At 38.1% G+C, this 25,519-nt stretch carries 20 protein-coding genes and 2 pseudogenes; 6 read left to right on the top strand and 16 right to left on the bottom strand.

Annotated features, from left to right (window positions below):
• Positions 1–303 precede the first annotated feature (303 nt).
• From ACFX4H_RS04325 to ACFX4H_RS04305, 5 genes are all read right to left on the bottom strand, one after another.
• Positions 304–1,359, bottom strand: coding sequence for an aldose epimerase family protein (locus ACFX4H_RS04325; RefSeq protein ID WP_377434111.1), 1,056 nt, complete (start codon positions 1,357–1,359; stop codon positions 304–306).
• Between the two features lie 255 nt (positions 1,360–1,614).
• Positions 1,615–3,009 (bottom strand): sugar porter family MFS transporter, encoded by a 1,395-nt coding sequence (locus ACFX4H_RS04320; RefSeq protein ID WP_063590904.1) that lies wholly within the window; start codon positions 3,007–3,009, stop codon positions 1,615–1,617.
• A 308-nt stretch (positions 3,010–3,317) separates the two neighbouring features.
• Entirely contained in the window at positions 3,318–4,742 is a 1,425-nt protein-coding gene (gene araA / locus ACFX4H_RS04315; RefSeq protein ID WP_377434108.1) for an L-arabinose isomerase, read from the bottom strand.
• A 51-nt stretch (positions 4,743–4,793) separates the two neighbouring features.
• Positions 4,794–5,489 carry an L-ribulose-5-phosphate 4-epimerase gene (locus tag ACFX4H_RS04310; protein WP_057277401.1) on the bottom strand — a complete coding sequence of 232 codons (696 nt, stop codon included), beginning with the start codon at positions 5,487–5,489 and terminating at the stop codon, positions 4,794–4,796.
• A 22-nt stretch (positions 5,490–5,511) separates the two neighbouring features.
• Positions 5,512–7,122 (bottom strand): xylulokinase, encoded by a 1,611-nt coding sequence (locus tag ACFX4H_RS04305; RefSeq protein WP_241636404.1) that lies wholly within the window; start codon positions 7,120–7,122, stop codon positions 5,512–5,514.
• A 338-nt stretch (positions 7,123–7,460) separates the two neighbouring features.
• Here ACFX4H_RS04305 and ACFX4H_RS04300 point away from each other — a divergent pair, with 338 nt between their 5' ends.
• Positions 7,461–8,552 (top strand): GntR family transcriptional regulator, encoded by a 1,092-nt coding sequence (locus ACFX4H_RS04300; protein WP_034307361.1) that lies wholly within the window; start codon positions 7,461–7,463, stop codon positions 8,550–8,552.
• A 20-nt stretch (positions 8,553–8,572) separates the two neighbouring features.
• Here ACFX4H_RS04300 and ACFX4H_RS26810 read toward each other — a convergent pair.
• Both ACFX4H_RS26810 and ACFX4H_RS04290 read right to left on the bottom strand, forming a co-directional pair.
• A pseudogene (locus ACFX4H_RS26810) lies at positions 8,573–8,775 on the bottom strand (IS110 family RNA-guided transposase); the annotation flags it as partial.
• An 850-nt stretch (positions 8,776–9,625) separates the two neighbouring features.
• Positions 9,626–10,069, bottom strand: coding sequence for an Lrp/AsnC family transcriptional regulator (locus ACFX4H_RS04290; protein WP_241636405.1), 444 nt, complete (start codon positions 10,067–10,069; stop codon positions 9,626–9,628).
• A gap of 119 nt (positions 10,070–10,188) precedes the next feature.
• On the opposite strand from ACFX4H_RS04290, the gene ACFX4H_RS04285 reads away from it, so the two are divergent.
• On the top strand, positions 10,189–10,734 hold the full coding sequence (locus ACFX4H_RS04285) for a cysteine hydrolase family protein (RefSeq protein WP_377434100.1): 546 nt from the start codon (positions 10,189–10,191) through the stop codon (positions 10,732–10,734).
• A 277-nt stretch (positions 10,735–11,011) separates the two neighbouring features.
• Here the strand turns inward: ACFX4H_RS04285 and ACFX4H_RS04280 are convergent, their stop codons facing one another.
• From ACFX4H_RS04280 to ACFX4H_RS04270, 3 genes are all read right to left on the bottom strand, one after another.
• Positions 11,012–11,134, bottom strand: a complete 123-nt coding sequence (locus ACFX4H_RS04280) for a DNA methyltransferase (protein ID WP_095395910.1) — start codon at positions 11,132–11,134, stop codon at positions 11,012–11,014.
• A gap of 962 nt (positions 11,135–12,096) precedes the next feature.
• Positions 12,097–12,735: a LysE family translocator gene (locus ACFX4H_RS04275; RefSeq protein WP_241636407.1), complete on the bottom strand. Its 639-nt coding sequence runs from the start codon at positions 12,733–12,735 to the stop codon at positions 12,097–12,099.
• Positions 12,736–12,975: 240 nt separating this feature from the next.
• On the bottom strand, positions 12,976–13,599 hold the full coding sequence (locus tag ACFX4H_RS04270; RefSeq protein WP_283865892.1) for an FMN-binding negative transcriptional regulator: 624 nt from the start codon (positions 13,597–13,599) through the stop codon (positions 12,976–12,978).
• 125 nt (positions 13,600–13,724) lie between these two features.
• Here ACFX4H_RS04270 and pdxR point away from each other — a divergent pair, with 125 nt between their 5' ends.
• Entirely contained in the window at positions 13,725–15,110 is a 1,386-nt protein-coding gene (gene pdxR / locus ACFX4H_RS04265; protein WP_377434098.1) for a MocR-like pyridoxine biosynthesis transcription factor PdxR, read from the top strand.
• Positions 15,111–15,324: 214 nt separating this feature from the next.
• On the opposite strand, the gene ACFX4H_RS04260 is transcribed toward pdxR, so the two are convergent.
• Positions 15,325–15,936 (bottom strand): FMN-binding negative transcriptional regulator, encoded by a 612-nt coding sequence (locus ACFX4H_RS04260; RefSeq protein WP_377434096.1) that lies wholly within the window; start codon positions 15,934–15,936, stop codon positions 15,325–15,327.
• A gap of 434 nt (positions 15,937–16,370) precedes the next feature.
• Between ACFX4H_RS04260 and ACFX4H_RS04255 the strand changes: the two genes are divergently transcribed.
• Both ACFX4H_RS04255 and ACFX4H_RS04250 read left to right on the top strand, forming a co-directional pair.
• On the top strand, positions 16,371–17,294 hold the full coding sequence (locus ACFX4H_RS04255; protein ID WP_034307379.1) for a LysR family transcriptional regulator: 924 nt from the start codon (positions 16,371–16,373) through the stop codon (positions 17,292–17,294).
• Positions 17,295–17,398: 104 nt separating this feature from the next.
• On the top strand, positions 17,399–18,037 hold the full coding sequence (locus ACFX4H_RS04250; protein ID WP_377434094.1) for an HD domain-containing protein: 639 nt from the start codon (positions 17,399–17,401) through the stop codon (positions 18,035–18,037).
• A gap of 981 nt (positions 18,038–19,018) precedes the next feature.
• On the opposite strand, the gene ACFX4H_RS04245 is transcribed toward ACFX4H_RS04250, so the two are convergent.
• From ACFX4H_RS04245 to ACFX4H_RS04235, 3 genes are all read right to left on the bottom strand, one after another.
• A complete protein-coding gene (locus ACFX4H_RS04245; protein WP_377434091.1) occupies positions 19,019–20,629 on the bottom strand; it encodes an FMN-binding glutamate synthase family protein in 1,611 nt (536 codons plus the stop codon).
• 47 nt (positions 20,630–20,676) lie between these two features.
• Positions 20,677–21,306 (bottom strand): NAD(P)H-binding protein, encoded by a 630-nt coding sequence (locus ACFX4H_RS04240; RefSeq protein WP_377434089.1) that lies wholly within the window; start codon positions 21,304–21,306, stop codon positions 20,677–20,679.
• Positions 21,307–21,965: 659 nt separating this feature from the next.
• Positions 21,966–22,148, bottom strand: coding sequence for a YolD-like family protein (locus ACFX4H_RS04235; protein ID WP_034307388.1), 183 nt, complete (start codon positions 22,146–22,148; stop codon positions 21,966–21,968).
• Positions 22,149–22,802: 654 nt separating this feature from the next.
• On the opposite strand from ACFX4H_RS04235, the gene ACFX4H_RS04230 reads away from it, so the two are divergent.
• Positions 22,803–24,191, top strand: a complete 1,389-nt coding sequence (locus tag ACFX4H_RS04230; RefSeq protein WP_377434087.1) for a M28 family peptidase — start codon at positions 22,803–22,805, stop codon at positions 24,189–24,191.
• A gap of 700 nt (positions 24,192–24,891) precedes the next feature.
• On the opposite strand, the pseudogene ACFX4H_RS04225 reads toward ACFX4H_RS04230, so the two are convergent.
• Both ACFX4H_RS04225 and ACFX4H_RS04220 read right to left on the bottom strand, forming a co-directional pair.
• Positions 24,892–25,278, bottom strand: a pseudogene (locus tag ACFX4H_RS04225) (flotillin domain-containing protein); the annotation flags it as partial.
• On the bottom strand, positions 25,238–25,342 hold the full coding sequence (locus tag ACFX4H_RS04220) for a VOC family protein (protein ID WP_377434084.1): 105 nt from the start codon (positions 25,340–25,342) through the stop codon (positions 25,238–25,240). The gene ACFX4H_RS04220 and the pseudogene ACFX4H_RS04225, both read right to left, overlap by 41 nt.
• Positions 25,343–25,519: the final 177 nt, after the last annotated feature.

The following is a 25,519-nucleotide window of genomic DNA, read 5'->3' as shown; positions in this document are numbered from 1 at the left end:
TTGATACAAGGATAGTATCAGGAGGTGCTACGTATAGAATATGTGCTGTTTAAATGAGGGCTTATCTTTAACCTTAGTTTTACAGCCCACTATCTAACTGTTTACGCTTAAAGATATAAGTTATCCTCTATCCTCGAAAACTCAGTTCGAGTGAATGGCTGACTCTTATTCGGCGGGAATCCTACCTGCTACATGTCACGAGCTATGCTCGATCGTTCTGACAGTCACGGATGTTGATCCCAACTAGCAACCGAATCTATGTAAAATTATTGAAATGAAATCAACCAATTCTACTCTTTAACACTAACTGGAACCTTCAGATGAGTGGGTACTGACCTCAATTTTGTATTTTGTTTGGGAAGTATAATTTTGGCCTGCTAAAAGAAGAATATCTCCAAAATCTTTAAACTCAATCGCTCCTGGAGCAGCTTGGGTTTCAAACGTTATTCCGCCGTGTTGAATTAATTTTTCTCCGTGCATAAGTGGCACACCTTTCACAAAGTTTGCCGTGTAAATGACAACCGCAGGCTCTTCTGTGTATACCTCGACTGTTATTTTCTGGTCAGGACTAATTAATTTGGCTGCAGTTTGATGAAGCCCTGGGCACGTAAGGAAGAATGGATGATCGATCCCTTGAACCTTTTTAACTTCTGCGTCCGCGGCTTCAAAGGTTGATTTTAATTTCTTCGGGGTTCGAAAATCATAAGGCGTGCCAATTGTGCTTCGCTTTTCCCCAGTTACCGTGGTATCGTCATTTACTGGTGCAAATTCTTCAGAAAAGATTTGTAAGAAATGATCATCGATTGGATGGCTGGGATGCCCCGTTAAGTTAAAATAGACGTGATTGGTTGGATTAAAAACTGTGTCTTTATCACTTTTTGCTTGATAGCTCACTGACCAAATATTTAAGTTGTCCAATGTGTAAGTCACACTTACTTTCAAATTCCCCGGAAAACCATTCTCGCCATCAGGTGAGTCGGTTGAAAAGATGATCGAAGCACTTTCATCCGTCTCCTTCACTTCATAACCCCAGATTTTTTCATCGAATCCAGGGCTGCCACCGTGTAATGTATTCCCTAATTGATTTACAGACGTTTGGTAACGTGATTCACCAATTGAAAATTCGCCATTTTTTATTCTTCCAGCGACTCTTCCTATTGTTGCTCCATAATACGTTTCTTTTTTGTAATCCTCAATCGAGTCAAATCCCAATACGATATTATTACGACCCGATTCCGTTAGGACGAACAGATTGACGATTCTTGCACCAAAGTTTGTAACTTCCATTCTTACTCCATGATCATTTTCTATCGTAAACAGCAAGACATCATTTCCAAACGAGGTTTGTGCTACTTTCATTTTTATCGGCTCCTTCCCTATTAAATTCCTTCATATAAATAAAAGCTAAAACACCATAAATTGCATAAAAAGTTCAGCTAACATTTTTAATAATTGTAAAGCCCGAAGTAGCAACCTCGGGCCTAAGAAAAGGAATCATATGAGTAAATCAACATATTCTTAATGAAGTATTTTCCTTATTGCCCCCTGATTTAAAATCTCTTCTATTCTGGTATAGCTTCTTTTAATTCCGCTCCAAACCTTAATAGGTCTAATTTAAGCACTTTTCCCCTTAGCTTGTCTACTTTCCCCAATTTTTTCAATTTCCTCCAAAGTATGACCTCGAGTTTCAGGAACGCATGTCCGAATAAATAAAACACCAAGTAAACAAATAGCACCGAAGATTGAAAAAACAGCTTCTTGAGACATCGAAGCGGTCATGATCGGAAATAGCAGGCCAACCAAGAAAGAACCAATCCAGTTAAATGATGAAGCCACTCCTGACGCCCGCCCGCGAATTACCAGCGGGAAAATTTCTCCAACTATGACCCAAGTTAATGGAGCCCAAGTGAATGAATAAAGAGCTACATAGATACTTAAGAAAACAACCATCATCATCGGGTTTGCATTAGGAATTAATACATTCAATATGGCCGGCAAAATAAAGGATAGCCCCATAATCGTTCCGCCGATTGTTAATAAAGTACGGCGATTAAATTTATCAGCAATCATTAAGAATATTAATGAACCTAGTACGAGAATAACCCCTTGAATAATTGGCCACATCAATACTGAGCTAGCTTCATGCCCTGTTGCTTTTTCCACAATCATAGGAATGTAATAAAAAATTGCGTTTGCTCCCTGGAACTGTTGAAACGCAGCAACACCCACACCAGCCATTACTAAATAACGGTATTTATTACTTAAAAGAGTACCCCATGATGCTTTTTGATTTACCTTTGCTTCCTCTTTAACAGTTTCTTGTATTTGTGTTATTTCAGAATCAATTTGTTCTTTGTTAGGGCGAATATAACCTAACACCCTACGAGCTTCATCCATTTTATTGTTCTTAATTAAAAAACGTGGTGATTCGGGTAACCTGGACACTCCAATAAATAAGATCAAAGCAGGTACGGCAGCCAAACTAAGCATCAACCGCCATGCCATTGTTCCTGGTAAGTCTTTCAATAAATAAGCGACAATGTACGAAAGTAACATTCCTGAGACAATCATTGTTTGATTAATTCCTGACAGACGTCCACGTAAACGTGCAGGCGCCATTTCCGACATGTAGGCTGGGACCAACGCAGAAGCAGCTCCAACAGCCAAGCCTAATAAAATCCGGGCAACAATCATAAAAAGGATCCCGTTATGAGGGGATATTCCTGCCAAAATGGATCCAACAGCAAAAATGATAGAAGATATTAAAATCATTTTGCGCCGTCCTAAACGATCGGAAAGTTGTCCGGCCATGGCACCTCCAAAAATAGCTCCAAACATCAACGAAGAGGTAATCCAGCCAATGGCACCTGGGTTGTTTTGAAGGTTCCAATCATGTTGCAGAAAAGGCAAAGCACCCGTCATAACGCCGATATCATAACCGAAGAGAATGCCTCCAAAAGCCCCAAAAAAATAAATGAATCCACTTGAGATTTTCTTTTCATTAACCATTTAAGTTCCCCCTAAAGGTTTTAAAATTATATTTAATCCCACTACTAAAAATATTGATTGCTTTTTGAGAAATAATAATAGTGTTTTCAACCACAAATACATGCCAGTTTCCATCGTAAAAGTTATATATTAGGATGAATTCCGTGTCGTCATTGTCTATTAAAACGCTTTCATCTTTCCCCTAAAAACCACGAAAACGCTTACGAAAATAAAGGGATCATACTAATGGTCACTATTTCCATTCTTCAACTTCTGGATTACCTATTTTTCCCCTCCAATGAAGCGGAGCCTCCTTGGAGGGAGAGACATTACTTTATAACTACGTATTCCAACCCAACAAGTTTGGCATAGGTTATGATTTGGTCTGTTGTTAAATTCAATGACACAACTGTATGGTGACCGCCACCATTCTCAAGCCAAGCTTTCACTCCATCTTGGAAGTTTGGCTTCACTTCCCAAAGTACACGGGCCACTGGCAGGTTTGGTGCTGGAACTGTTGGCTCGTATGCAGAAACTTCATTAATCAAAAGTTTATAGTTTGTACCAAAGTCAGCCATGGAAACAACGACACCGTCTCCTGCTTTGCCGTCGAATACTAAACGTGCTGGATCTTCACGATCACCTATACCTAATGGAGATACGACAATTTTTGGTTTGTTACTTGCTAAAGATGGGTCGACTTCGAGCATATGTGATTGAAGGATTGATTCTTGTCCTGCAGCTAATTCATATGTGTAATCTTCCATAAATCCAGTTGATTGGTTATGGCTCATCACTTTCAGTAAGCGATCAAGTGCTGCCGTCTTCCAATCTCCTTCACCCGCAAAGCCATATCCTTGTGCCATCAAACGTTGGACGGCAAGACCAGGAAGTTGTTTCATCCCATATAAATCTTCGAAGTTCGTTGTGAAGGCCGTGTAACCACCATCATCAAGGAAACGTTTAATCGCAATTTCATAGCTTGCCTGTACCTTTACGCTTTTCTCCCAATTTCCCCTACTGTAGGTACCATAATCAAATTCATAATGGCATTCGTATACTGCAAATAAAGCATCAATTTCTTCATCAGTAACCGCATTTACATATTGAACAAGGTCTCCGATTCCAAAATAGTCAACTGTCCACCCAAATTGGATTTGCGCTTCAACCTTATCCCCTTCGGTTACTCCAACGTTACGCATGTTGTCTCCAAAGCGAGCGACCTTAATGTTGAAGCTTTCGTTATAAGCAACCGCTACGTCCATCCATTGTGCAATTTGCTGCCGGACTTCAGGACGCTCCCAATAACCTACAACAACTTTATTTTGTTTTTTCAAACGAGCATTGATAAAACCATATTCACGGTCACCATGAGCGGATTGGTTCAGGTTCATAAAGTCCATATCAATCGTTGCCCAAGGAATACTTTCATTGAATTGTGTTGCTAAATGAAGCAATGGTTTTTGTAATAATTTTGTTCCACGAATCCACATTTTTGCAGGTGAGAAAGTATGCATCCAAGTGATGACACCGGCAACTTCGTCACGATAGTTGACTTCTTTCATGATGCTTGTGATTTTATCTGCACTAACAGCTAAATCTTGCAATACAAGTGGATAAGGTAAAATACCGCTTTCATTTAATGCATCGGCTATCGTTTGTGCATTCGCCTTGACCTCTGCTAACGCTTCTTCCCCATATAGATGTTGAGATCCTACGACAAACCAAAATTCCTTTTTTTCTGTTGTTAACATAATAAGCCTCTTTTCTTTATCTAATAGGTTGATAATTTGATAGAGTTGATCTTACTTTTGACCGTAATAAGCATATTTTCCATGTTTTCGTAAATAGTGTTTATCCAAAATATTTTGTGGTAATTCTTTTGCAAAATGATTTAGTTCCCGTGTAAATAAATTCATTTTCGAAACTTCATCCAACACCACACTATTCATTACGGCGGATTTTGCATCTTTTCCCCAAGTAAAGGGACCATGACCATGAAGTAAGATACCAGGAACGGCTAAAATGTCTAACCCGCGCTCTTCAAATGTTTCGATGATTAACTTCCCAGTCTCCACTTCGTACCCACGATCAATCTCCTCTTGTGTTAGGTAGCGGGCACATGGGATGGATCCATAAAATGTGTCTGCATGAGTGGTCCCCATCGCTGGAACATCAAGGCCTGCTTGAGCCCAGATTGTCGCCCAAGTTGAATGAGTATGCACAATGCCGCCGATTTCTTGGTAATATTTATAAAGTACAGCGTGAGTCGCCGTATCTGATGAAGGCCTCAACTCTCCTTCAACAACATTGCCATCTAAATCAACAACAACCATATCGCTGGCTTTCATCGTTTCGTAATCAACACCACTAGGTTTGATAACAAATAAACCGCTTTCACGATCAATGGCACTCGCATTTCCCCATGTATATTTCACGAGTCCATATTTAGGCAAGTCCAAATTTGCTTGAAATACCTCTTCTTTCAGTTGTTCTAACACATCAATCCCTCCAGTTTTCCACTTATAACATCAAATTGTCTACAGCGGCCTGCTCAATGACTAAACCCTTCCTGTATCTTTCAATAAATGCTTCAAATCCTTTAACATCTACTTGATCAGGATAAATTTCATGCCCATCAACCTCTTCGAATACTTTTTTGTCGAGGAAGTCTTCTAAACTTTCTTTTTGTTCTTTATTCATCATGTAAGATGCAAGAATCGCCATTCCCCACGCGCCGCCTTCTCCTGCTGTTGACATAACTGATACTGGAGCATTCATTGCAGCCGCAACAATTTTTTGTCCAACAAGAGGGGTTTTAAATAAACCACCGTGAGCCAAAATACGATCAATTGCAACATTTTCTTCTTTTGTCAAAATACCCATTCCGATTTTCAATGCACCGAAAGCAGTAAAAAGGTGAGTCCGCATGAAGTTTGCTAAATTGAATTGACTCTCAGGCGAGCGGACAAATAATGGTCGCCCTTTTTCCAATCCTGTGATATTTTCACCTGAGAAATAACCGTAGCTAAGCAAACCGCCACCATCTGGATCCGCTTCCAAAGCTTTATTCAACATTACTTCAAATAATTTATTTATATCAACCTTTTGTCCCATTGCCTCAGAAAATTCACGGAATAATCCCAGCCAAGCATTGAGATCACTTGAACAGTTATTCGCGTGAACCATTCCAACGGGACTTCCATTTGGTGTAGTTACCAGATCAATTTCTGGATATACTTTTGAAAGTTCTTTCTCTAGTACAATCATCGCAAAAACGGAAGTTCCTACTGAGATGTTTCCGGTACGTTTCCTCACACTATTCGTAGCAACCATTCCAGTCCCCGCATCGCCTTCCGGTGGACAAATTGGAGTGCCTGGTTGTAAATTTCTTGATCTATCCAGGATTTTCGCTCCAATTTCGGTTAATTCACCCGCCTGCTCGCCTGAAATGTAGACTTTAGGAAGAATCTCTTTTAGCTTCCAAGGATAACCTTTCGTCGCAATTAAATCGTCAAACTGCTTGACCATTGATTCATTGTAATCTTGCGTAGATTCATCAATGGGGAACATGCCTGAAGCATCTCCAATGCCAATCGCTTTATTTCCAGTCAATAACCAGTGAATGTATCCAGCCAAAGTCGTAATACAATCAATGCGAGGCAAATGTTTCTCTTCATTTAATATCGCTTGATAAAGGTGAGCAATACTCCATCGTTCAGGGATATTAAATTGAAATTGATCAGTTAGTTCTTTTGCGGCAACACCTGTTGTTGAGTTACGCCAAGTTCGAAACGGAACAAGTAGCTCCCCTGTACTGTCAAAAGCCATGTACCCGTGCATCATTGCGGAAAATCCAATAGAACCTATTTTTCGAATGGTAATTCCATAATTCCGTTCAACTTCTTGCTTCATTTCACTATAAGCTGTTTGCAGACCGGTGATAATATCCACTAAGTTGTACGTCCAAATTCCATCTTCCAAGAAATTTTCCCACTCATAACTTCCAGATGCGATAGTTTCATGATGATTATCAATCAACACCGCTTTAATACGGGTGGATCCAAATTCGATTCCAAGTGAAGTTTCTCCCCCGGTAATCGCTTGTTTAATTTTTAATATATTCGTTTGCACGTTAATCCCCCTTCTGTCAGCGCTTTCAATAAAAGGAGGCGCTTAAATTTATTAACAACCATATTATATTTTTTGTACGTACATTTGTCAACAATTTATATTATTTATACTTACAACTTCCGGATAACATACTCCATCCTCACCTTAAAGTCATGAATTTGTATTAAAGGAAGTTATGCGACATGAAACCTAAAGGTAAATAGGGGGAATTTATAACTTTATACAAAAATTAAGATGATTTGTTTTAATTTACTCAAAAAATATGTTAAAATATGTCCGCACAAATATTTTAAGCGCATAAATTAGAATGCAAACAACTATGGAAGAAGTGAGGTTTAATGAAACCAAAGTATCAGGTAATCATTGATGATTTAAAAAATAAAATCCTTACAGGTGAATATAGTGTAGGGGAACAAATTCCTACTGAATCCGTCATGCAAGAAATGTACAACGTTAGCCGACATACTGTACGAAAGTCCATTTTAGAATTATCAAACGAGGGATTCTTGAGAAGTGAAAAAGGCTCTGGCACATATGTTAGTAACCAGTATCAATCAAAATCTGGTGGCAATTCCAAAAATAAAACGATTGGTGTAATCACGACCTACATTTCTGATTACATTTTCCCTTCTATTATCCGCGGAATTGAAAGAAGATTGAATGAAGATAATTATTCGTTACTATTAGCCAGTACAAATAATGATGTCGAACAAGAAAAAAAAGCCTTGGAAATGATGTTGTCATTTGGCGTTGATGGTATGATCATTGAACCTACAAAAAGCAATCTATACAATCCCAACATCGGTTACTACCTATCATTTAAGGAACAAGAGGTTCCATTCATCATGATCAACGCTTATTATGAAGAATTAGAGGTTCCTTTCTTTTGCCTGGATGATGTGCAGTCAAGCTACCTCGCAACAAAAGAATTGATTTCGAAAGGACACACCCAAATCGGACTCATTGCTAAAATGGATGACTTACAAGGAAAGTATCGAATGAAGGGGTATATAAAAGCACTTGGAGAAGCCAAATTACGCTTTCAACCAGAACAATTGCTTTCGTATACTACTGAAACGAAGCTAGACCTATACACGAACTTGAAAGAGTTCCTAAATGAAAATAGAGACGTGTTGACTGCCATTGTTTGTTATAACGACGAGGTAGGGTTGGAAGTAGTAAATGTATGCAGACAACTCGATATTTCTATTCCCGAACAATTATCAATTATTGGCCAGGACAATTCCTATATTGCGAAAAATGCCAATATCAAACTAACGACATTAACACACCCACAAGAACAAATGGGACATGATGCAGCTGATTGGGTCATTAAGAAATTACAAGGAAAGAAGGATTTACCAAACGAAACCTATTATCAGCCAGTGTTAATTGAAGGCGAAACTGTCAAAGAGTTAGACATACAATAACCTTAGTGTCTGATGACTATAGGCTCCACTTCCACAATGGCTGCCTCCATCCATTTTATTAAACCAACAAATCCATCTTCATTATTTTCAAATGCAAATGGGTCTACGATTACAATTCCACGGGAATTCACTGCTCTAGCACATGTAATTGTTGGGCAATATCCACTCCAATGGAAATTCTATCGTTTAGTTGATTTTGTTTATCTTGCATTTTAAACCTCATATTAGGGTTCCTCATAGGGTTTTGAGTTAGTGTGGTGTCTTACTCATATCTCACTGAGGAGCCCTATCTTTTTAAAAGCTGAACCCGTTTTGTTCCATAAGAAAAAGGCTGCCACAGCAACCTCCCTTTTTAAAGCAAGACCCATTAGTTCATTAATTTTTAATAAAACATCATATCTAAGGAAATTGGAACAAATAGTTTAACTGTTGCAAACCAAATGGGGTAGCTAAACGAGCAGACAGAAATTGCTTAATCAACAATTATGGCTAACGTAACCTGCAACGAGGAAGTACTACATTGAGCACGTAGATGAACAAAATGGAACAGGTACAATCCATTCACTTGTTAACCTAGTAAAAAACAAAGTGTGTGTAACCAGCTTATAAGAACAGTAATTTGTCCATATTTCTTCAATACATTAATTAACCTCCACCTGGTTTCATGTTAGATTAAGTTCATGGACCATCTTCGTTAACAATCTATCCCCTTGTTTAAGTCTACAACATATCTCTTTGCCACCTCTTTGCTGACGGATTCCCGCTTTTACCCACATCCCCCGCGATTAAGGGAATAATAAGAAAGCAGACCCTGCTACTACGGTAATTAACGCAAACAACCAATGTTGGCCCGTCATCATCAATTCAGGAGCTAAACTAACAATTTCTATATCAACCATTCCAACACCAACATCAGCAAGCGCATAATCATCTAACGTTATACTTTTCCCTTCGAATCTACGATATTAAAAAAGACTATTCCCACTGCTACTGTCCCAGTCGAACATCCCCATACTTGGAACGATTCATGATGATTGGAATACAGTATCTTCTTTTAAATAAAAATATATTTATTAAATTGTGGCAGTCAACGGATTATGTTGCTTAATTTCTTGTATTGATAGATATAAAGAATAGTTCCCATAATCGAGAATTTTATTAAGAAAAAGATTCAATAGTTCTTGAGAGTTAACTTTTATTTTCAAATGGTAACAACCTTCTCCCGATACTCGGTGAGCTTCAACTATCTCATTTCTATCATTAATAAAACGTATAAACGAATCATGGTCTGCTGTTTCCATATAAATAATGACAAATGCTGTATAAGAAAGTCCTAATTTCATTTCATCGACTATTAATGAGTAGGCTTTAATTACTCCATTTTCCTCAAGTTTTTTAATCCGATTTCCTACTGCTTGTCCCGTCATATGAATTTGTTCACCTAAGTCTTTCCACTGAATACGTGAATTTTCGGATAATAACCGAAGGATTTGAAAATCAATGTTATCAAGTTCCATAATAAATTCCTTTCACCATGAAATGCTTTGATATAAAAGTGTTTCATCAAAGTATCGATAGAAATCAATATATCATTTATCATTATATTGTACTGAAATTTTTTAAAGAGGTGGAAAAAATGAGCACAGCTTTAATCATTGTCGATATTCAAAATGACTATTTTCCAAATGGAAAGATGGAATTAAGCAACCCTGAAAAAGCAGCCGCTAATGCTGCTAAAGTTCTTGAATGGTTTAGGCAGAATAACAAAGATAATATTTTTCATGTCCAGCATATCGCTAGTGATCCTGGGTTAGGCTTTTTTCTTCCGAATACGGATGGAGTTAAACTGAATGAAGCTGTTCTACCATTAGAACACGAAAGCATTATCATAAAACATTTCCCTAACAGCTTTTTACAGACTGAATTAGAAAGCAAATTAAAAGAAAAAGGAGTAACAAAGCTAGTGATTGTAGGTATGATGACGCATATGTGCATTGATGCCACAGTCAGAGCTGCAGTGGATTTAGGCTTTGAAACTACTCTTATTGAAGATGCATGTGCGACAAGGGACTTATCTTATCAAGATAAGGTCGTTCCAGCTGAACAGGTCCATTTTGCCTTTGTCAGCGCACTTAACGGTATGTATGCCAATGTAATTTCGACCGAGGATTTCCTGGAATAAAAATAATACAACCTTGTAGAACCAATAATTTATTATAAGTGGGAGCTTGTTTTTAAACAAGCTCCCTTTTTTACTGATGTTAGACTGTAATCCAAGCTTTATCTTGCAGTTTCCTGCAAATGTGCAACTACCCGTTGCACAAAAAAACTCATACACCCCAAAAAAGACCGTCACAGTGCCCATCAATCCAGGTCATGTGACAGTACCTCAATTCTCAAAATACCTGTATCAAATAAACACTTATCCCACGGCCAAAATAAGACTGCACAATCAACTTTTAAAAGATTAACATTCGAAGCTTATTATCTAAATCGAAACCAATAAAGTTCCCTTTTAGGTTAATTGCAGCCTGTCCTGTTGATCCTGAACCCATAAAACAATGTAATACTTTTTCAAACAATAACTTACTTTCGACAAGGGTGAATTCTTACTTTTCCACCAACGCAGGAGCTTCATTAGAAGCCCCTATTAATAAGAATTAAACGTTCTTTTTGACCCTTTTTGATAAAACCCTTCTCTTTTTTTGAACGACTTTCCTTTTACTTTCATAATTCCCGTTAAAAACAAAAGATGATGAATTACTTGAAAACCGAGTATGACAACATATTTGTTAAGTATAAAAAGGCTGCAATTATCAAAGAAAAAATAAGAGTATAATAGTGCCCTTATCTCAGACTGTAGGCAAATTCGATGAAAAATGAGTATGCCTATGGTTTTTTATGGGTGTACTATTTAGACGTTGATTTACGCTCCAAGCACTCGCTTTCCGCGGGCAGTCCGGGAAGCCTCCTCGGCGCCTTTGCGCCTGCGGGTCTCCCCTGGACGCGTTTTTCCCGCAGGAGTCTCGCACCTTTCTCTCCAATCAACTTTGGTTTAGCTTTTAGATGGTAGTTTACAAACTGTGGCTCCCATGTCTATATGATTGGATCTACAGTTTTTGCCTTGCCTGTACCATTTGGATGTTGATTTCCGCTCCAGGCACTTGCTTTCAACGGACGGTCGCGGGGAAGCCTCCTCTGCACCTTTGCGCCTGGGGGGTCTCCCCTTGACACGTTTTTCCCGCAGGAGTCTCGCACTTCCGCTCCAAATCTTTAGATAGAAACCTTTTGCCTAGAGTCTTCATTGTCTTTAACCGAATTATTAAAAAAACTTGTGTGATGAGAATGCCTTCTAAACATGATTCTATTCAGGGAGGTCAACTGGTGCCTGCGATCTAGTTGGTTCTTAAAATTGAGGCTGCCATTGACTTTAAAGCATGCAATTGCGTGAGGGAATAACGACCAAAAGTCATCTTCATTGATGAATCCAGGCATAAAATATCTTTCCATTTCGTTTTACTTATTATCTTAGTAGAATCGACTCTTATGTTTTGGAGGGGCTCGCAAAGACGGAGAATACCCCTAGAACAATATATAAATAACCAGTTATCCGATTCTGCAACCTAGAATTCACTTCACGACCCAGAATCCGCTTTCTAATACTTGCTGCAAGTACTGCATACAGACCATCACTAATAAAGGCTAGGATAATAAATATAATTCCTAAAAGTAAAAATTGTATTGTGACTGATATGGCCGAAGGTGATATGAATTGCGGAAAGAAGGCTAAAAAAAAGAGTGCTGTCTTAGGATTCATTACTTCCACGAGCGCAGATTCGTAAAATATCTTTACTATCTTTTTGTTAGGGGCTTTTGGAATTTCTGAAGTCGTTCGATCAGATGTAGAAAATAAAGTCCTGCACCCCAGATAGATAAGATAAGCAGCACCCAAGTATTTAACGATATTAAAGGCTGTTGCTGATGTCATAAGGATCGCTGAAACTCCAATCGCTCCAGCTAAAACGTGAACAGAACCGCCAAGTGATACACCAAGAACTGATACTATGCCCGCTTTCTTCCCTTGGTCTATACTTCTTGCCATAATATACAACACAGCCGGTCCAGGTATTATTAACAATGTAGCAGCAGCAATTACAAATAGCCAAATATTAGAAAACTCCATAAAAAGCAACTCCTTATTTTATTTTGGCACAAGATTTATTGGGCTCCTCCTTGATGGTGAAGCAAGGTTACACTTCTTCGTTTTCATCAAGGAGGCGATTTGTTGCTCATTTAGAAAAGGAATATGTTCCAACTGTTTTATAATGAGCTCTTGTCTGTAAGGAATGGTTTTGACTTACCTAAATGATAAACACCATTTTTGCTTTTAGGGGTGCCACAGCAAACCCTGATAATATACTAATCAGTCAATTGACCCTTTCCTTTGCTCACGCATCCATTTCGCAACCTGAATCTCCCCTTGTTCATTTGATTTTTCAAGCTCTGTAATAATCGCTTTGTAATCGGTGTCATTACGATTTTGACTCATTTTGGCTGCAGCTTGAATAGATGTGATTTCAATTTCAAAGCCCACTATTCCTTTCATTTCACTCTTTAGCAACTCTGGATCAAACGTTTCCCAGGTCCGGCCATTTTCTCGGTGACCCTCATAATGATTAAGCATGGTATCCAAGGAGGAAATCAGCTCGTCTTCAGTGATTAAACGCGCTGATCCATACGCATGTACAGCTAGATAGTCCCATGTAGGAACCTCTTCGCACTGATACCAACTTGATGAAATGTAAGCGTGCTGCCCTTGGAAAATCAGTAACACATCACTATTATTGTCTAAAGTCTTTTTCTGCATGTTTCCGTATGCAATATGCCCAGTCGCATAGATTTTCCCTTCATCTTCGCGAATTTCCAAAGGAATATGAGTAGCCAAGGGACGATGTTCATTAACAGTAATCAATAAGGCAAACGGGTTAGACTTCATGATTTGAACTGCTTCTCCATTTTTCATACGATATTGCTTAGGAATGTACACAATAATCTTCCTTTCAACTTTTTTTGAATTTTTAAAATAAATATCCGATAAAAAAATATTATTATACAAGTTGACATAAAAAAAGGTACAATATTAAATAAATATACATGTCAGAGGGAATGCAAATGAATAATACCATTTTTACGTTCAATGATAACGCCCCAAAATACAAACAAATCTATGAGAAATTCAAATCATATATTGAACAAGGAGACATTTTGGCAAATGAGCAATTACCCTCAATTCGTCAACTTGCAGATTCTTTACATGTAAGCCGCAATACAACTTTACTGGCATATGAACAACTTGTTGCTGAAGGGTATATTCGTGGAGAGGGCAGAAAAGGTTATTTTGCAAACGAGTTAGAACCCCGTATATTTCAGGTACCCTTAATCTCTTATGATAAAAAGCAGACTGGGTCCAAGAGACCTCCGGTAGTTAATTTCAGGGCAGATGCCGTTGATGAAACTAATTTCCCACTGAAGATTTGGAGGAGAATGGCTAATCAAGTATTAACAATACAGGACAGCTTTCGATACGGGGAACCATTTGGGGAAGAATGCCTGCGCGAACAAATCTCCACATATTTATTCCAATCACGCGGAGTGAAAACAAATGCAAATGCAATTATAATCGGAAGCAGTACCCAACAAATGCTTGTATACCTGGGCCATATACTGAAGGATGAATTCCAGAGTATTATAGTTGAAGACCCTGGTTACGACGGTGCCAGGGAAGCTTTTCAATTCCATCGTTTTATGTTTGAAACTTTGCCGGTTTATGAAACAGGTGCTGAACTTTCAAAATTAGAACAAATGAAATCACGATTAATCTATGTAACCCCTTCCCATCAAAGTCCAATTGGAGTAAGCATGTCTATCCAACAACGGCAAATGATTATTCATTGGGTTAACAAGATGCGTGGATATATTATCGAAGACGATTATGATAGTGAATTTCGCTATACACAAAAACCATTTCCTGCTCTTGCCTCCATTGATTCAGCAAGAGTCATTTATTTAGGGAATTTCTCGAAGTCCTTTCTTCCAGGAATTCGTTTAAGTTATATGGTCTTGCCACAGCCACTTTTAAATCGTTATAAAAATCAGTTTCTTCATTTTGAAGCTACCACCTCCCTGCTTAGCCAGCTTACAATGGCTAAATTTATGGAAGAGGGAGAATGGAGTAGACATATTAAACGCATGCGCCTAGTTTATAAAAGAAAAATGCAGCACTTAGTATCCGCTTTGAAAGAGCAATTCGCTCAAAATATATCCATTATTGGTGAACAATCTGGTTTGTACGTATTAATCAAAGTACATCTGAAGCATACAGAAGAATGGTTAATTCAACAAGCTTCCTCACATGGAGTTACTGTGTATCCTACGTCCCTCTACTTCATTAAAAATAACACCGACGGACCAATGGTTAAACTAGGTTTCAGTAATCTTTCTTCCAATGAAATCGATGTGGGTGTGAAACTCTTAAAGAAGGCATGGTTCAAAGAATAACTCCACCATTCTTTGAACGAATGAATTGTAGCTGTTGTATTTGAATGTTGGTGCTGCACCGATAAATAATCTTCATCGGTCCCTTAATTTTTAATTGCGATGAAATTAAGTGGCGGCTGCAGATCAAAAACTAAGCCTGATTTCTATCTGAAATTAGGCTTAGTTTTTTAATAAATCTACCACATCAGTTGAACAAGACAATGTCGAATAACTTTTATTTTTGTAGATTCTTCTTCATAAGTGATGCTATTTGTATATTATCTTGTTGAGAAGTGTTTTCTAGATTCTTAATAATTAATTCTTGCCGTTCCACAGGGTGATTTTGACTTAATTTTGCTTTTGCTTCAATTTTTGTGATTTTTATTTTAAATGCTACAATCCCTTTACTCATTCCTTCGATAAATCTGGAATCCACATCAATTAAATTGTATGGGCTATCTGGACTTTCATATTTTTTTACCATATCATTCAGGGAATCGAATATGACTTTTTGATCTTCGACAATCTCCATCTTTCCATATAAATGGATAGAGATATAATTCCAAGTAGGAACTGCCATCGTTGTTTCATACCAAGAAGGAGATATATAAGAGTGAGGACCTTGGAAAACCGCAAGAACTTTTTGGTAATCTATATCCTTCCATTGTTCGTTTGGTCGGGCAAAATGACCATATAATGCACCTTCACCTTTATTTAATGTGAGTGGAAGATGGGTAGCGTATGGTTCTCCATTATGTTGAGAAAATAAAGTGGCAAAGCTGTACTTTTCGATAAAATCATAAATTATTTCTTCATCCTTGAGTTGAAAATGTTTAGGTATATACATGATTTAGCTCCTCCTTGATAAAGTCTTTTCAATTTTCGGCTATCTCAAATTTTAAGTATTATTGGAAATATTCTATTATGTAAATTGACATCTAAAAAGGTACAATTATTATTAATTGTACATGTCAATAGTGATTACAATTTTCATATAATGTTGACCTTTTATTTTGAGTATATAAACTTACATTTAGTGAATTAATTACGACTTCAATTTTAATCAGTAATTAGACATGATTTCTGTTTAACCAGGCCCGTTATCCAAATCATAGTAAGGTATTTATGAACCAAAATAACAGATAGCCTAATGGTGTTTTTTAATTTTATCCAGCAATCAGGCCAAATTATGGAATAATCCCTTCAAATAAAGTAATAACTAGATTATTTTATTGGAAGCATACAGATTTAATTATTTTCATTAGAAAGGATTGAAATAGTATCGAAATAAGACATTTAGAATATTTCTTAATGGTCAGTAAAGAATTGCATTTTACAAAAGCAGCTGAAAAATTAGGAATTTCGCAACCAACTTTAAGCCATCAAATTAAAATGCTTGAACAAGATGTGGGCTATGCACTATTCAACCGTATTGGTAAGAAGATTGAACTTACTAAGGTGGGGGAAATCGTACAACAAGAAGCATTGAATATTCAAAATTCCTTACAAAGTATATCTTCTCAAATTAGAGCACTTACAAAAGTAGAAATCGGGGAATTGAAAATTGCCGTGTTACCAGGAGAAATAACTGATTTGGTATCCACCTTGTGCATTAAATTCAACCAATTATATCCAAACATAAAAGTGTTTGTTCAAAGTACTGATCAAGTGGAAAAGGCTGTTTTAGAGAATCAAGCAGATTTTGGTATTGGTTTTGAATTCAATCGTGATGATATGTTAATGGTGACGAAGTTGTATGATGAAGAATTTTACCTGATTAGTAATCAAAGTGCTGGAGAGCAGAAGGCTTCATTTTCCGATGTTTTAGACAGTCCGCTTATTTTATTTCCAAATATCCATCAATGCAGAAAAATACTTGATAAAACGAGTCTTGAGGTTGGCAGGCAGTTAGAACCCATCGTAGAAACGTCTAGCATTGAATCTATCTTGAAGCTCGTTCGAAATGGGGTTGGCCGCAGTTTTGTTTCGCGTACATTATATGAATTTTATGATACAGAGGATTTATTTTTCCAACGTATTGAAAAACCAACTTTGACTAGATCTGTCTATCTCGTGATGAAAAAGAATCGTTTTATCAATTATGCGGCACGTAAGTATATTAAGTTATTATTATGTGAAATCGAAAGGCTGCGTTTTCATACAGAAAAAGATGAGATAGCCTCTTTAAAAAGTTCTATATTATAGTTTTTATCTATTATTATCATAGAAATGAATGGATAGATAAATGATAAATTCCTCTTTACAATGAAAACAAGTTCATAATCAAATTGTAAAGGGGATTTTCAATTATGTTTCAAGAAGTAGCAGGTATTAAAATTCCAGATTCTCAATTGGCTAAAGAAGCAGCAGATCTTTTACGCGAGCATGGGGACGACTTGTTGTGGAATCATTCAAATCGTGTATTTTTATTTGGTGCAGTCAACGGAAAAAAAACGAAGCAGAATCATGATTTAGAGTTGCTATATGTTAGTGCATTATTCCATGATTTAGGTTTAACAAAAAAGTTCAGCAGTCCAGATTTACGATTTGAAGTAGACGGTGCAAATGCTGCGATGAGCTTTTTACAGCAGTATCAAATTCCAGATGAGTCGATTCGTCTTGTATGGGATGCTATTGCATTACATACGACACCTGGCGTTGCAGAACATAAAGAAGCAGAAGTGGCACTACTCTTTTCGGGTGTTGGTTTAGATGTGATGGGAGATGGCTTTGAACAATTCCCTGACGACTTGCGTGAAGAAATTATAAAAGCCTTCCCACGTAACAATTTCAAAAAGGATATTATTCCAGCGTTTTATGAGGGCTTTAAGCATAAGCCAGAAACTACTTTTGGCAATATGAAGGAAGATATTATTGAATATTTTAGACCGGAATATAAAAATAAAAATTTCTGTGAATGTATTTTGCATTCACCTTGGACAGAATAGGCTACAAAAATGACAGAAAATTTGTACAAAAGGTTATATCGGCCAAGGAAGCTACTAAAAAATAAAGGCTGTTTTCGCATACCTTGTTTGCTATTTACCAGGTAGTGAGTTGTGGTTGATTTCCTGTCCCGCTGCTCCCGCAGGAGTCTCGCACTTCCGCTCCAATCAACCTTAAATAGTTTCGTTTTAAAAACAACAATCTTTACGAAAAGAGCCAAAATAAAAAATAAACAACCAATTAGGTTTCTCCCTTGGTTGTTTATTTTTATTCGTAACTAATAAAGACCCCTGTATTTGAAAAAGTAATATTCCATTTTTTAATTCAATTCTGACCTGAAATAAAAATCGATTAAGACTTTCCAGCCCACTTTCTGTCCTGCCAGTCACCTTTCGGAAGCTTGCGGGAAACATCCACATACTTATATACTTATATTCTTAAAGCCGTAAAGCGACTTCCCCCTACGGTTAAGACTAATCTTGAAATGCCTGATTCGGCTCTCTCTTTTTGCCCCATCCAAATCAACGGGTATAGTTAACGGGGTCATTCACACGCACATATATATTGAAGAAATGCCGCTCCCTCTTCATTCAATACAATATTGCACCAACTTTAAGCGCTTCTACAGGAAACAGCTCTGAAACTGGAAGTCCCCCCGCTAATGAAATGACATCTGGTCTCTCTGTTACTTTTACTATCTCACGGGTCTCAGAAGATGAAACTAGACGAGCTCGTTTTCCATTTGTAAACAATCCTTCCTTGAAACTTCGATATTTTTAACTTTCGCCTTTATTTTATTTGAATACTCAGACACCCATCCGTTAAGCTAATCATTACTACTGACTTCATGATTCGAGACTTGCCCCCTATACATTGCACCAATGCCGGATGCACTTAAATAGCCTTTGCTACATTGAGCAAAGGCTTACCTTTTTGACGAGTTTCTTCTATATAATAAAAATAAAAATCCCGCCAAGCTATTTCTACACTTTTTCCTTATTTCTTAACTTCTCCACTTTTTCGGGAGTGAGGGTGATGTCCCGGACAGGGGAAACTCTTCCCCATTCATCCTTGTGAACGATGTGTTTTCGTTCAAATTTGGTCGGAGTATCTATACCTGCGGCAGCTGCAAGGTTAAATAGCCCCTCGCGGAGGGAAATCACGTAATTGGCGACTCGGTATTGTTTTTCCTCGATAACCAGACCTTCCTGCAACTTTGAATCAGTTGTTGCTACTCCTGCAGGGCAATGGTTTGTATGGCAGATTTCAGCCATGATGCAGCCAACGCTAATCATAAAACCGCGGGCTATATTGACTAAATCTGCCCCCATCGCTAAAGCGACCGCCACTTTATCAGGAGAAGTCAGCTTGCCTGATGCAATCAGCTTGACCCGGTTACGTACACCATATTTTTTTAACATCTCATCTACAAGTGGCAAGGCTGACATAATTGGGAGTCCGACTGCATCTGCAAGCTCCTGATAGGTTGCCCCAGTTCCGCCTTCTCCGCCATCCACCGTGATAAAATCCGGCCCTTTACCTGTATCTCTCATGGTTTTCGTCATTTCCTCAAGTGCATCAAGATCCCCCACAACAATTTTGATACCGATAGGCTTTCCCCCTACATCCCTCATTCTTTCCACAAATTCGAACAATTCATTAAAATTCTTGAATTCATAGAACCGGTTAGGGCTATTGATCGTTTGGCCAGGTTCTACCAGGCGGATTTGGGCAATTTCTTCTGTCACCTTCTGTCCTTCAATATGCCCACCTCTGATTTTGGCACCTTGTGCCAGCTTAATTTCAAATGCCTTTACTTGCCCGATTTCACTTTTCTTCTTGAATTCTTCCCAGGAGAACTCCCCGCCTGGTGTCCTTACTCCAAACAGTCCCGGACCGATTTGCATCATGATGTCGGGATTTCCGGAGAGATGATATTTGGAAAGACCACCTTCACCAGTATTCATCCATGTTCCTCCTGCAAGCCCTAATCCTCTCGATAGTGCAGTGATGGCATTCTCACCGAGTGCCCCGTAGCTCATTGCAGATTGTCCTACGAGCCCCTTTAATTTAAAGGGATTCCGGCATGTATCCCCTCCGATTATGACAGCATCCTCGTCTCGTAAAAAGTACGGTTCTATTTGTCTATCTTCGCGCTTCTCCTTTCTGGTCAATAGACCTTCCTCATCTACTTCATATACCTTTGTATTGATTTTTTGGCTATTATCTATTCTCAATTCTTCCCGGAGATTGGGAAACATACTATTTCGAATATAGTATCCAGCCTCATTGAAGTCACGTTCCGATCCAAATCCGATTAAACGCTCCTTATATTTTCCTGCTTTTACAACATCCTCGAATTCCTTTCTTGAGAAAGGGGTGCCTTCATTATTATTTTCAAATAAATACTGCCTAAGTTCAGGTCCTATTTGCTCTGTCATGTATCTAATTCTGCCGATTAGGGGGAAATTCCTCAAGATTGAATGTTGTTTTTGTGTATCATCCTTTCGGTAAAAGTACGCTGCGGCCGCAACTGTCCCTAAAACGGCAGATCCTTTTAAAACTGTAGGAAGGTAATTTTTCAACTTGGACATTTTATCACCCTTTGCTTCTTATTTTTTGTGCAAGTTACTCGAGTTATCTATAATCTTTGGAGTGCTTCATCAATCAGAATTTCGCCAGAAGTTACATGGAACGTTTTATTAAATACTTCTTCAGTATCCAGCGCTTTGACCAATACAGAAGCAATATCCTCTTTTGGTATCTCGCCTTTGTCATGCACAATTGATGGTCCAGCTTCAACTTTACCTATTCCCGGCTTATCCACAGGCATACTTGTCCGTATGACCGTATATGTAAGCTTTTCCTGTTTTAATAGCTCTTCTGAGTGGTACTTGATATCTTTTGTGCTAGAATTCTTGCTCTCCATTTCTTTTGCTCGCATGGTATTCATCAGAACAAAGCGCTTCACCCCATGTTTCTTAGCAGCCTCAACTGAGTCTATTACTGACTGATGGTCAACCAGAATTGGTTTGTCCTCCCCAGTACGGGGACTGGCGCCACTCAGATAGATCACTGCTTCACAGCCCGAAAAAGCACTGGAAAAATCCCTTTTTTCCAAAGAAACTACATCTCGTGCTCCAAGTTTAACCATTTCCTCAACTTTATTTTCTGCTCCTACCAGTGCTACCGGGTTATGGTGCCTTTCTGCCAGCTGTTTTACAACGTGCTCTCCGGTCATGTCCTCTGTTCCTATTACCAGAACTCTCATTTTAATACCTCCCTGCTAGTTTGATACTAACTATTTACCACTTTAAAGTTTAATGAAACAATTAAGCGTCTTCGCCGTATCTTTAATTTTAACGATTCTTTGATAGTTAATTATTAGGGGAATTCCCATTTCTTCAGTGGAAGCGATTAGGCTTTTATTTACCGTACGTAATCTCAAAATTAATAATCTGACATCCATTATTACTGAAGCTGTAGGAACTAGATTAGTGATTGGAATTAAATAGTAACGAAACCCAACTACTCCGCTCTTGTGAAGTAAATGGCGTTTAATTTAGGTAATTATAGAAAATCTGACATTAAAGACGATTATTTCCTGGGGAAACAAACCCGAATTATCTCATATAAATATTAATTTTTTATATAATCACTCCATACATTCCATAGTTAACCGCACCCAGACTTTCTAACGAACACCATATTGAGGAATTCCACGAAGGATACTGGCCATAGTATAAAAACTATATTTATCAATCCGGAAATGAGGTGCCCCATTTTTTTCAAAACTGAAAAATTACTAACTACAGGAATGCTAAACATACCAGCTTTCCATATATGAAAAAAGAACCTTTAGTAATATACTAAAGATTCGGGATTAATAAATATATTGTAATTTAAATATGTTAATTGAAAGCAATTAAATTAATAGATTTCCATAATACGAGATAAACGAATAGAGAAAATCTTTTGATTTTCATCCTTTAAGGAAAGGGTTTGTTCATTAAGGTTAAGTTTATGCAATTGCCCCTTGCATGTTTTTAATACTCCTTCTTTATAATAAATGATGGTCGTTATGCCCTTTTTTTTCAACGATTTTAAGATCACCTGATTATCTCCTTTCTGTCTATTCAATTTTTTATTTAAAATTGTATGATAATTGGTGCAAAACTATGAAATCAATTAGGATATATATATTATACAATGAAAATCGTAAGCGTTTTCATTATTGTTGTGAACAATTTGTGAAGGTTTGAACATTAGAATATTTTGGGGAATGGTAAAATCAATAATAAAAATGAATATTAAGTGAATCGACTTTTTAGACTGAAAATTACTTAACGTATAATATCCCCCTTTTGTCGGCGGACTCCCTTATCGACAATACGGACTGATTTCTAAAATGATTTATCCGAAGTCATTCCAAGATCGTTCATAGATTTTCTAGTCCAGAAAGAATTGGATTCCCTATTTTTTTCAAATTGTCATTTGGACCAAACGGTATTGCTTTTCAAAAGTTAGGTTAAAATGAGGTTGATAGATTTGAATGTTTCATCATTTTTTTACACTACAATATATTGACGGCTTCAATACATGAAGCGATTCTTCATTAAGAAGGACCGCTTTTTCTTTGCGGCATAATCTTAAGGGAGAGCGGGTGCCAGAAGCCGATTGATATTCGGAATTTAAAGACTAATGACTCATTTACAAACTATTCAGTTAAATACATAATTAGGAAGATTATGAATAAGGAGGGATTATATGTATAGAAAATCACTATCAGTACTATTAGCTGCGGGTATGGTTCTATCAACCGGTACAGTATTTGCACAAACTAGCGGAGCAATAAATGCCCAGTCTGACACAGCTTTTGATAACAAAGTTATCAAAAAAATTAGTGCGGACAATATGTATAATACGATTGCCTATCTATCAGAGCAACCGAGAGCTGCTGGTACAGAAGGGGAGCTCCGTGCAGTCAAATACATAGAAAGTCAGTTTAAGAGTCTTGGTTTCGAAACAAAGGTTCAGCCTTTTCCCATCTATGATACGGTGCAAGATGTAAAAGTGAAAATTGGTGACAGTGATTTAGGGGGAACACCGCGTGCCCTTAGCGGCAGTATCAGCGGAAAGGTAACAGCCGAACTTGTTAATGTTGGAAAAGCAAAGCCAGAGGAAGTTGGAGAAAATGTATCTGGGAAAATTGCACTAGTTGAACGTGGGGACATTGCCTTTGTTGAAAAGGTTCAGAATGTCCTAAATAAAGGAGCGGTTGGCGTTTTAATGTACAACAACTCACCATCAGGAAATAATTTCGGACAAGTATCAGCGGGGCAAAATATACCTGCTGTAGCCATTACCCAAGCCCAAGGGTTAGAGTTGGTCGAACAGCTTAAAACTAAACAAATCACGTCCACTCTGGAAGTGGGAAAAGCTGAAAGAATCGAAAAGACATCCTACAATGTCATCGCTTCCCTAAAACCAAAAGCCAATAAGGATAATGGTCAAATCGTGACTGTTGGAGCCCATCATGATTCTGTCCCGGGCGGCCCTGGTGCAAACGATGATGCTTCTGGTGTATCAGCTGTGCTGGAACTGGCAAGGATCCTGGCCAAAACCCCAATTGACACTGAAATTCGCTTCCTCACGTTCGGATCTGAGGAAAGAGGGCTCGTTGGATCATCCTTCTATGCTGATTCCCTTCCCAAAGAAGATGTAGACCGCATGGTGGCTCACTTCCAAATGGATATGATAGGCGGACGTGATGCTGGCGAGGATAATCCTGCAGGTGGTTTGATTATGTATACCATTGATGGAATGAAAAACCTTGTGACGGACCTGGGTTCCTCAGCGGGGGCCAGAACGATGGATGTTGCGATTCCTTATGGACAGCTGGGCAGGAGTGACCACCAACCATTCCATGAGCTTGGCATTCCATCCGCCTTGTTTATCCATTCCCCTGTAGAGCCTTGGTATCACCAGCCTACAGATACACTGGATAAGATATCGAAAGAAAAATTGCAGCAAGCAGCTGAAATTGTCGGTGCCAGTGTGTATCAAATTGCCCGTCCGGAAACTCCGGCATTAACAAATGCACGTGTAGCTCCTGGTACGGTAGACTATGATTTTGATGACCGTCCGGTAGATTAAATACTTCATTTTACAGAATTACGAGATTAATAATGGATCTTGGAGAAAACCAGGAGGGCATCTGTGTAGTTGTGTAGTTTACAGATGCTCTCTTCTTTTTATCGGCCAGCGCCTTGTGCTTGGTTTTTTCACCATTACTAAGCTCTAAGTCTAGTAAAATCCTATATGAAATAAGTAATAAAACATACATGCTTATCCAACTCCAATATCACACTGTAAATATTCCATATTATCAGTGTACCTCTCCAATACTACTTCACAGGAATAATTTCATCAATCAATAAATAGAAATCCAAAAACAGTACAAACTTTAAAGTGTGGGCTGTTTTTGGGGATTTTAGGTTACAAACTAAATCATAACGCTTTCTAAGTCGCAAGTAACATAGCCATGTTCTAACTGTGAATGAACCAAAGATAAAAATGAGAAATCCTGGCTTTTGACTTTGACAAATAATTTACTTTAATTGCTTTCATTATCCCCAACAAAAACAAAGGATGATGAATTACTTGAAAACCGAGTATAACGTACATATTTGTTAGATAAACTGATCATGCCTTTTAAGCCAAACTATTCAAAAAAGGTAAGAGCATACAAGCAGCTCTTACCTCCCTTAAATTTTCCCCTGTTACTCTTCCTTACTTGCTGCCATGTTCATGCTCGCTTCCACATTCTCCTGCTGATGGTGGTGAATGGTAAATTTCAGTTTCCCGAGAAATTCTCAAGCAAGTCTTTGACATCAATTCCCGAAGATGCTTTTAATGACTCCTGCAAGGATGCCATTAAATCCGTTGCATACCCAGTCACTTTATTAGCCCCGCCATTCGCACCGCTTCCGCATGTGTCCACTACAGTGATCTTGTCGATATTACTAAGCGGGCTTGCCACTTGTTTTGCATGTTCCGGCAGCATTTTCAAAATCATGTCCATTACGGCGGCTTGCCCGAACTGTTCAAATGCTTCAGCTATTTTCTTCTTAGCTTCTGCTACCCCTTTTAACCTGATGATTTCCGCTTCTGTCGTACCTTGTGCCCTATGGGGGTCCGCTTTAGCAAGACCGCCCATACGAACGCGTTCCGCTCCCGCTTTTGTAAAATCTCTTTGCCCGTTTTATGTCATCCACATGAATTTCGAGGTGAACTAATCTTCCCATGATTACCTCCTAGTTTTGTTCAAAACTTTTCCTCTTACCGTAAGTTGATACTTATGTAGCTTCATGCCTATGGTGCGTTATTTATATTTTAAAGCCTAAGATGAAGCAGGCTTTTCAATTTGAGTTAAGTCACCTCTTTATTATAGGACAGTTGCGGGAATATCTGACAAAAAAGGC

Source organism: Peribacillus sp. YIM B13477, assembly GCF_042787955.1.
Taxonomy (GTDB): Bacteria; Bacillota; Bacilli; order Bacillales; family DSM-1321; genus Peribacillus; species Peribacillus frigoritolerans.
Note: the sequence above shows the minus strand (reverse complement) of the source record. Positions and strands in the feature narration are given on the sequence as shown.

Coding starts and splice junctions, on each gene's coding strand:
- ACFX4H_RS04325 (WP_377434111.1), bottom strand. CDS start 1,359: ATGAAAGTAGCACAAACCTCGTTTGGAAATGATGTCTTGCTGTTTACG.
- ACFX4H_RS04320 (WP_063590904.1), bottom strand. CDS start 3,009: ATGGTTAATGAAAAGAAAATCTCAAGTGGATTCATTTATTTTTTTGGG.
- araA (WP_377434108.1), bottom strand. CDS start 4,742: ATGTTAACAACAGAAAAAAAGGAATTTTGGTTTGTCGTAGGATCTCAA.
- ACFX4H_RS04300 (WP_034307361.1), top strand. CDS start 7,461: ATGAAACCAAAGTATCAGGTAATCATTGATGATTTAAAAAATAAAATC.
- ACFX4H_RS04290 (WP_241636405.1), bottom strand. CDS start 10,069: ATGGAACTTGATAACATTGATTTTCAAATCCTTCGGTTATTATCCGAA.
- ACFX4H_RS04285 (WP_377434100.1), top strand. CDS start 10,189: ATGAGCACAGCTTTAATCATTGTCGATATTCAAAATGACTATTTTCCA.
- ACFX4H_RS04275 (WP_241636407.1), bottom strand. CDS start 12,735: ATGGAGTTTTCTAATATTTGGCTATTTGTAATTGCTGCTGCTACATTG.
- pdxR (WP_377434098.1), top strand. CDS start 13,725: ATGAATAATACCATTTTTACGTTCAATGATAACGCCCCAAAATACAAA.
- ACFX4H_RS04260 (WP_377434096.1), bottom strand. CDS start 15,936: ATGTATATACCTAAACATTTTCAACTCAAGGATGAAGAAATAATTTAT.
- ACFX4H_RS04250 (WP_377434094.1), top strand. CDS start 17,399: ATGTTTCAAGAAGTAGCAGGTATTAAAATTCCAGATTCTCAATTGGCT.
- ACFX4H_RS04245 (WP_377434091.1), bottom strand. CDS start 20,629: ATGTCCAAGTTGAAAAATTACCTTCCTACAGTTTTAAAAGGATCTGCC.
- ACFX4H_RS04240 (WP_377434089.1), bottom strand. CDS start 21,306: ATGAGAGTTCTGGTAATAGGAACAGAGGACATGACCGGAGAGCACGTT.
- ACFX4H_RS04230 (WP_377434087.1), top strand. CDS start 22,803: ATGTATAGAAAATCACTATCAGTACTATTAGCTGCGGGTATGGTTCTA.
- ACFX4H_RS04220 (WP_377434084.1), bottom strand. CDS start 25,342: ATGGGAAGATTAGTTCACCTCGAAATTCATGTGGATGACATAAAACGG.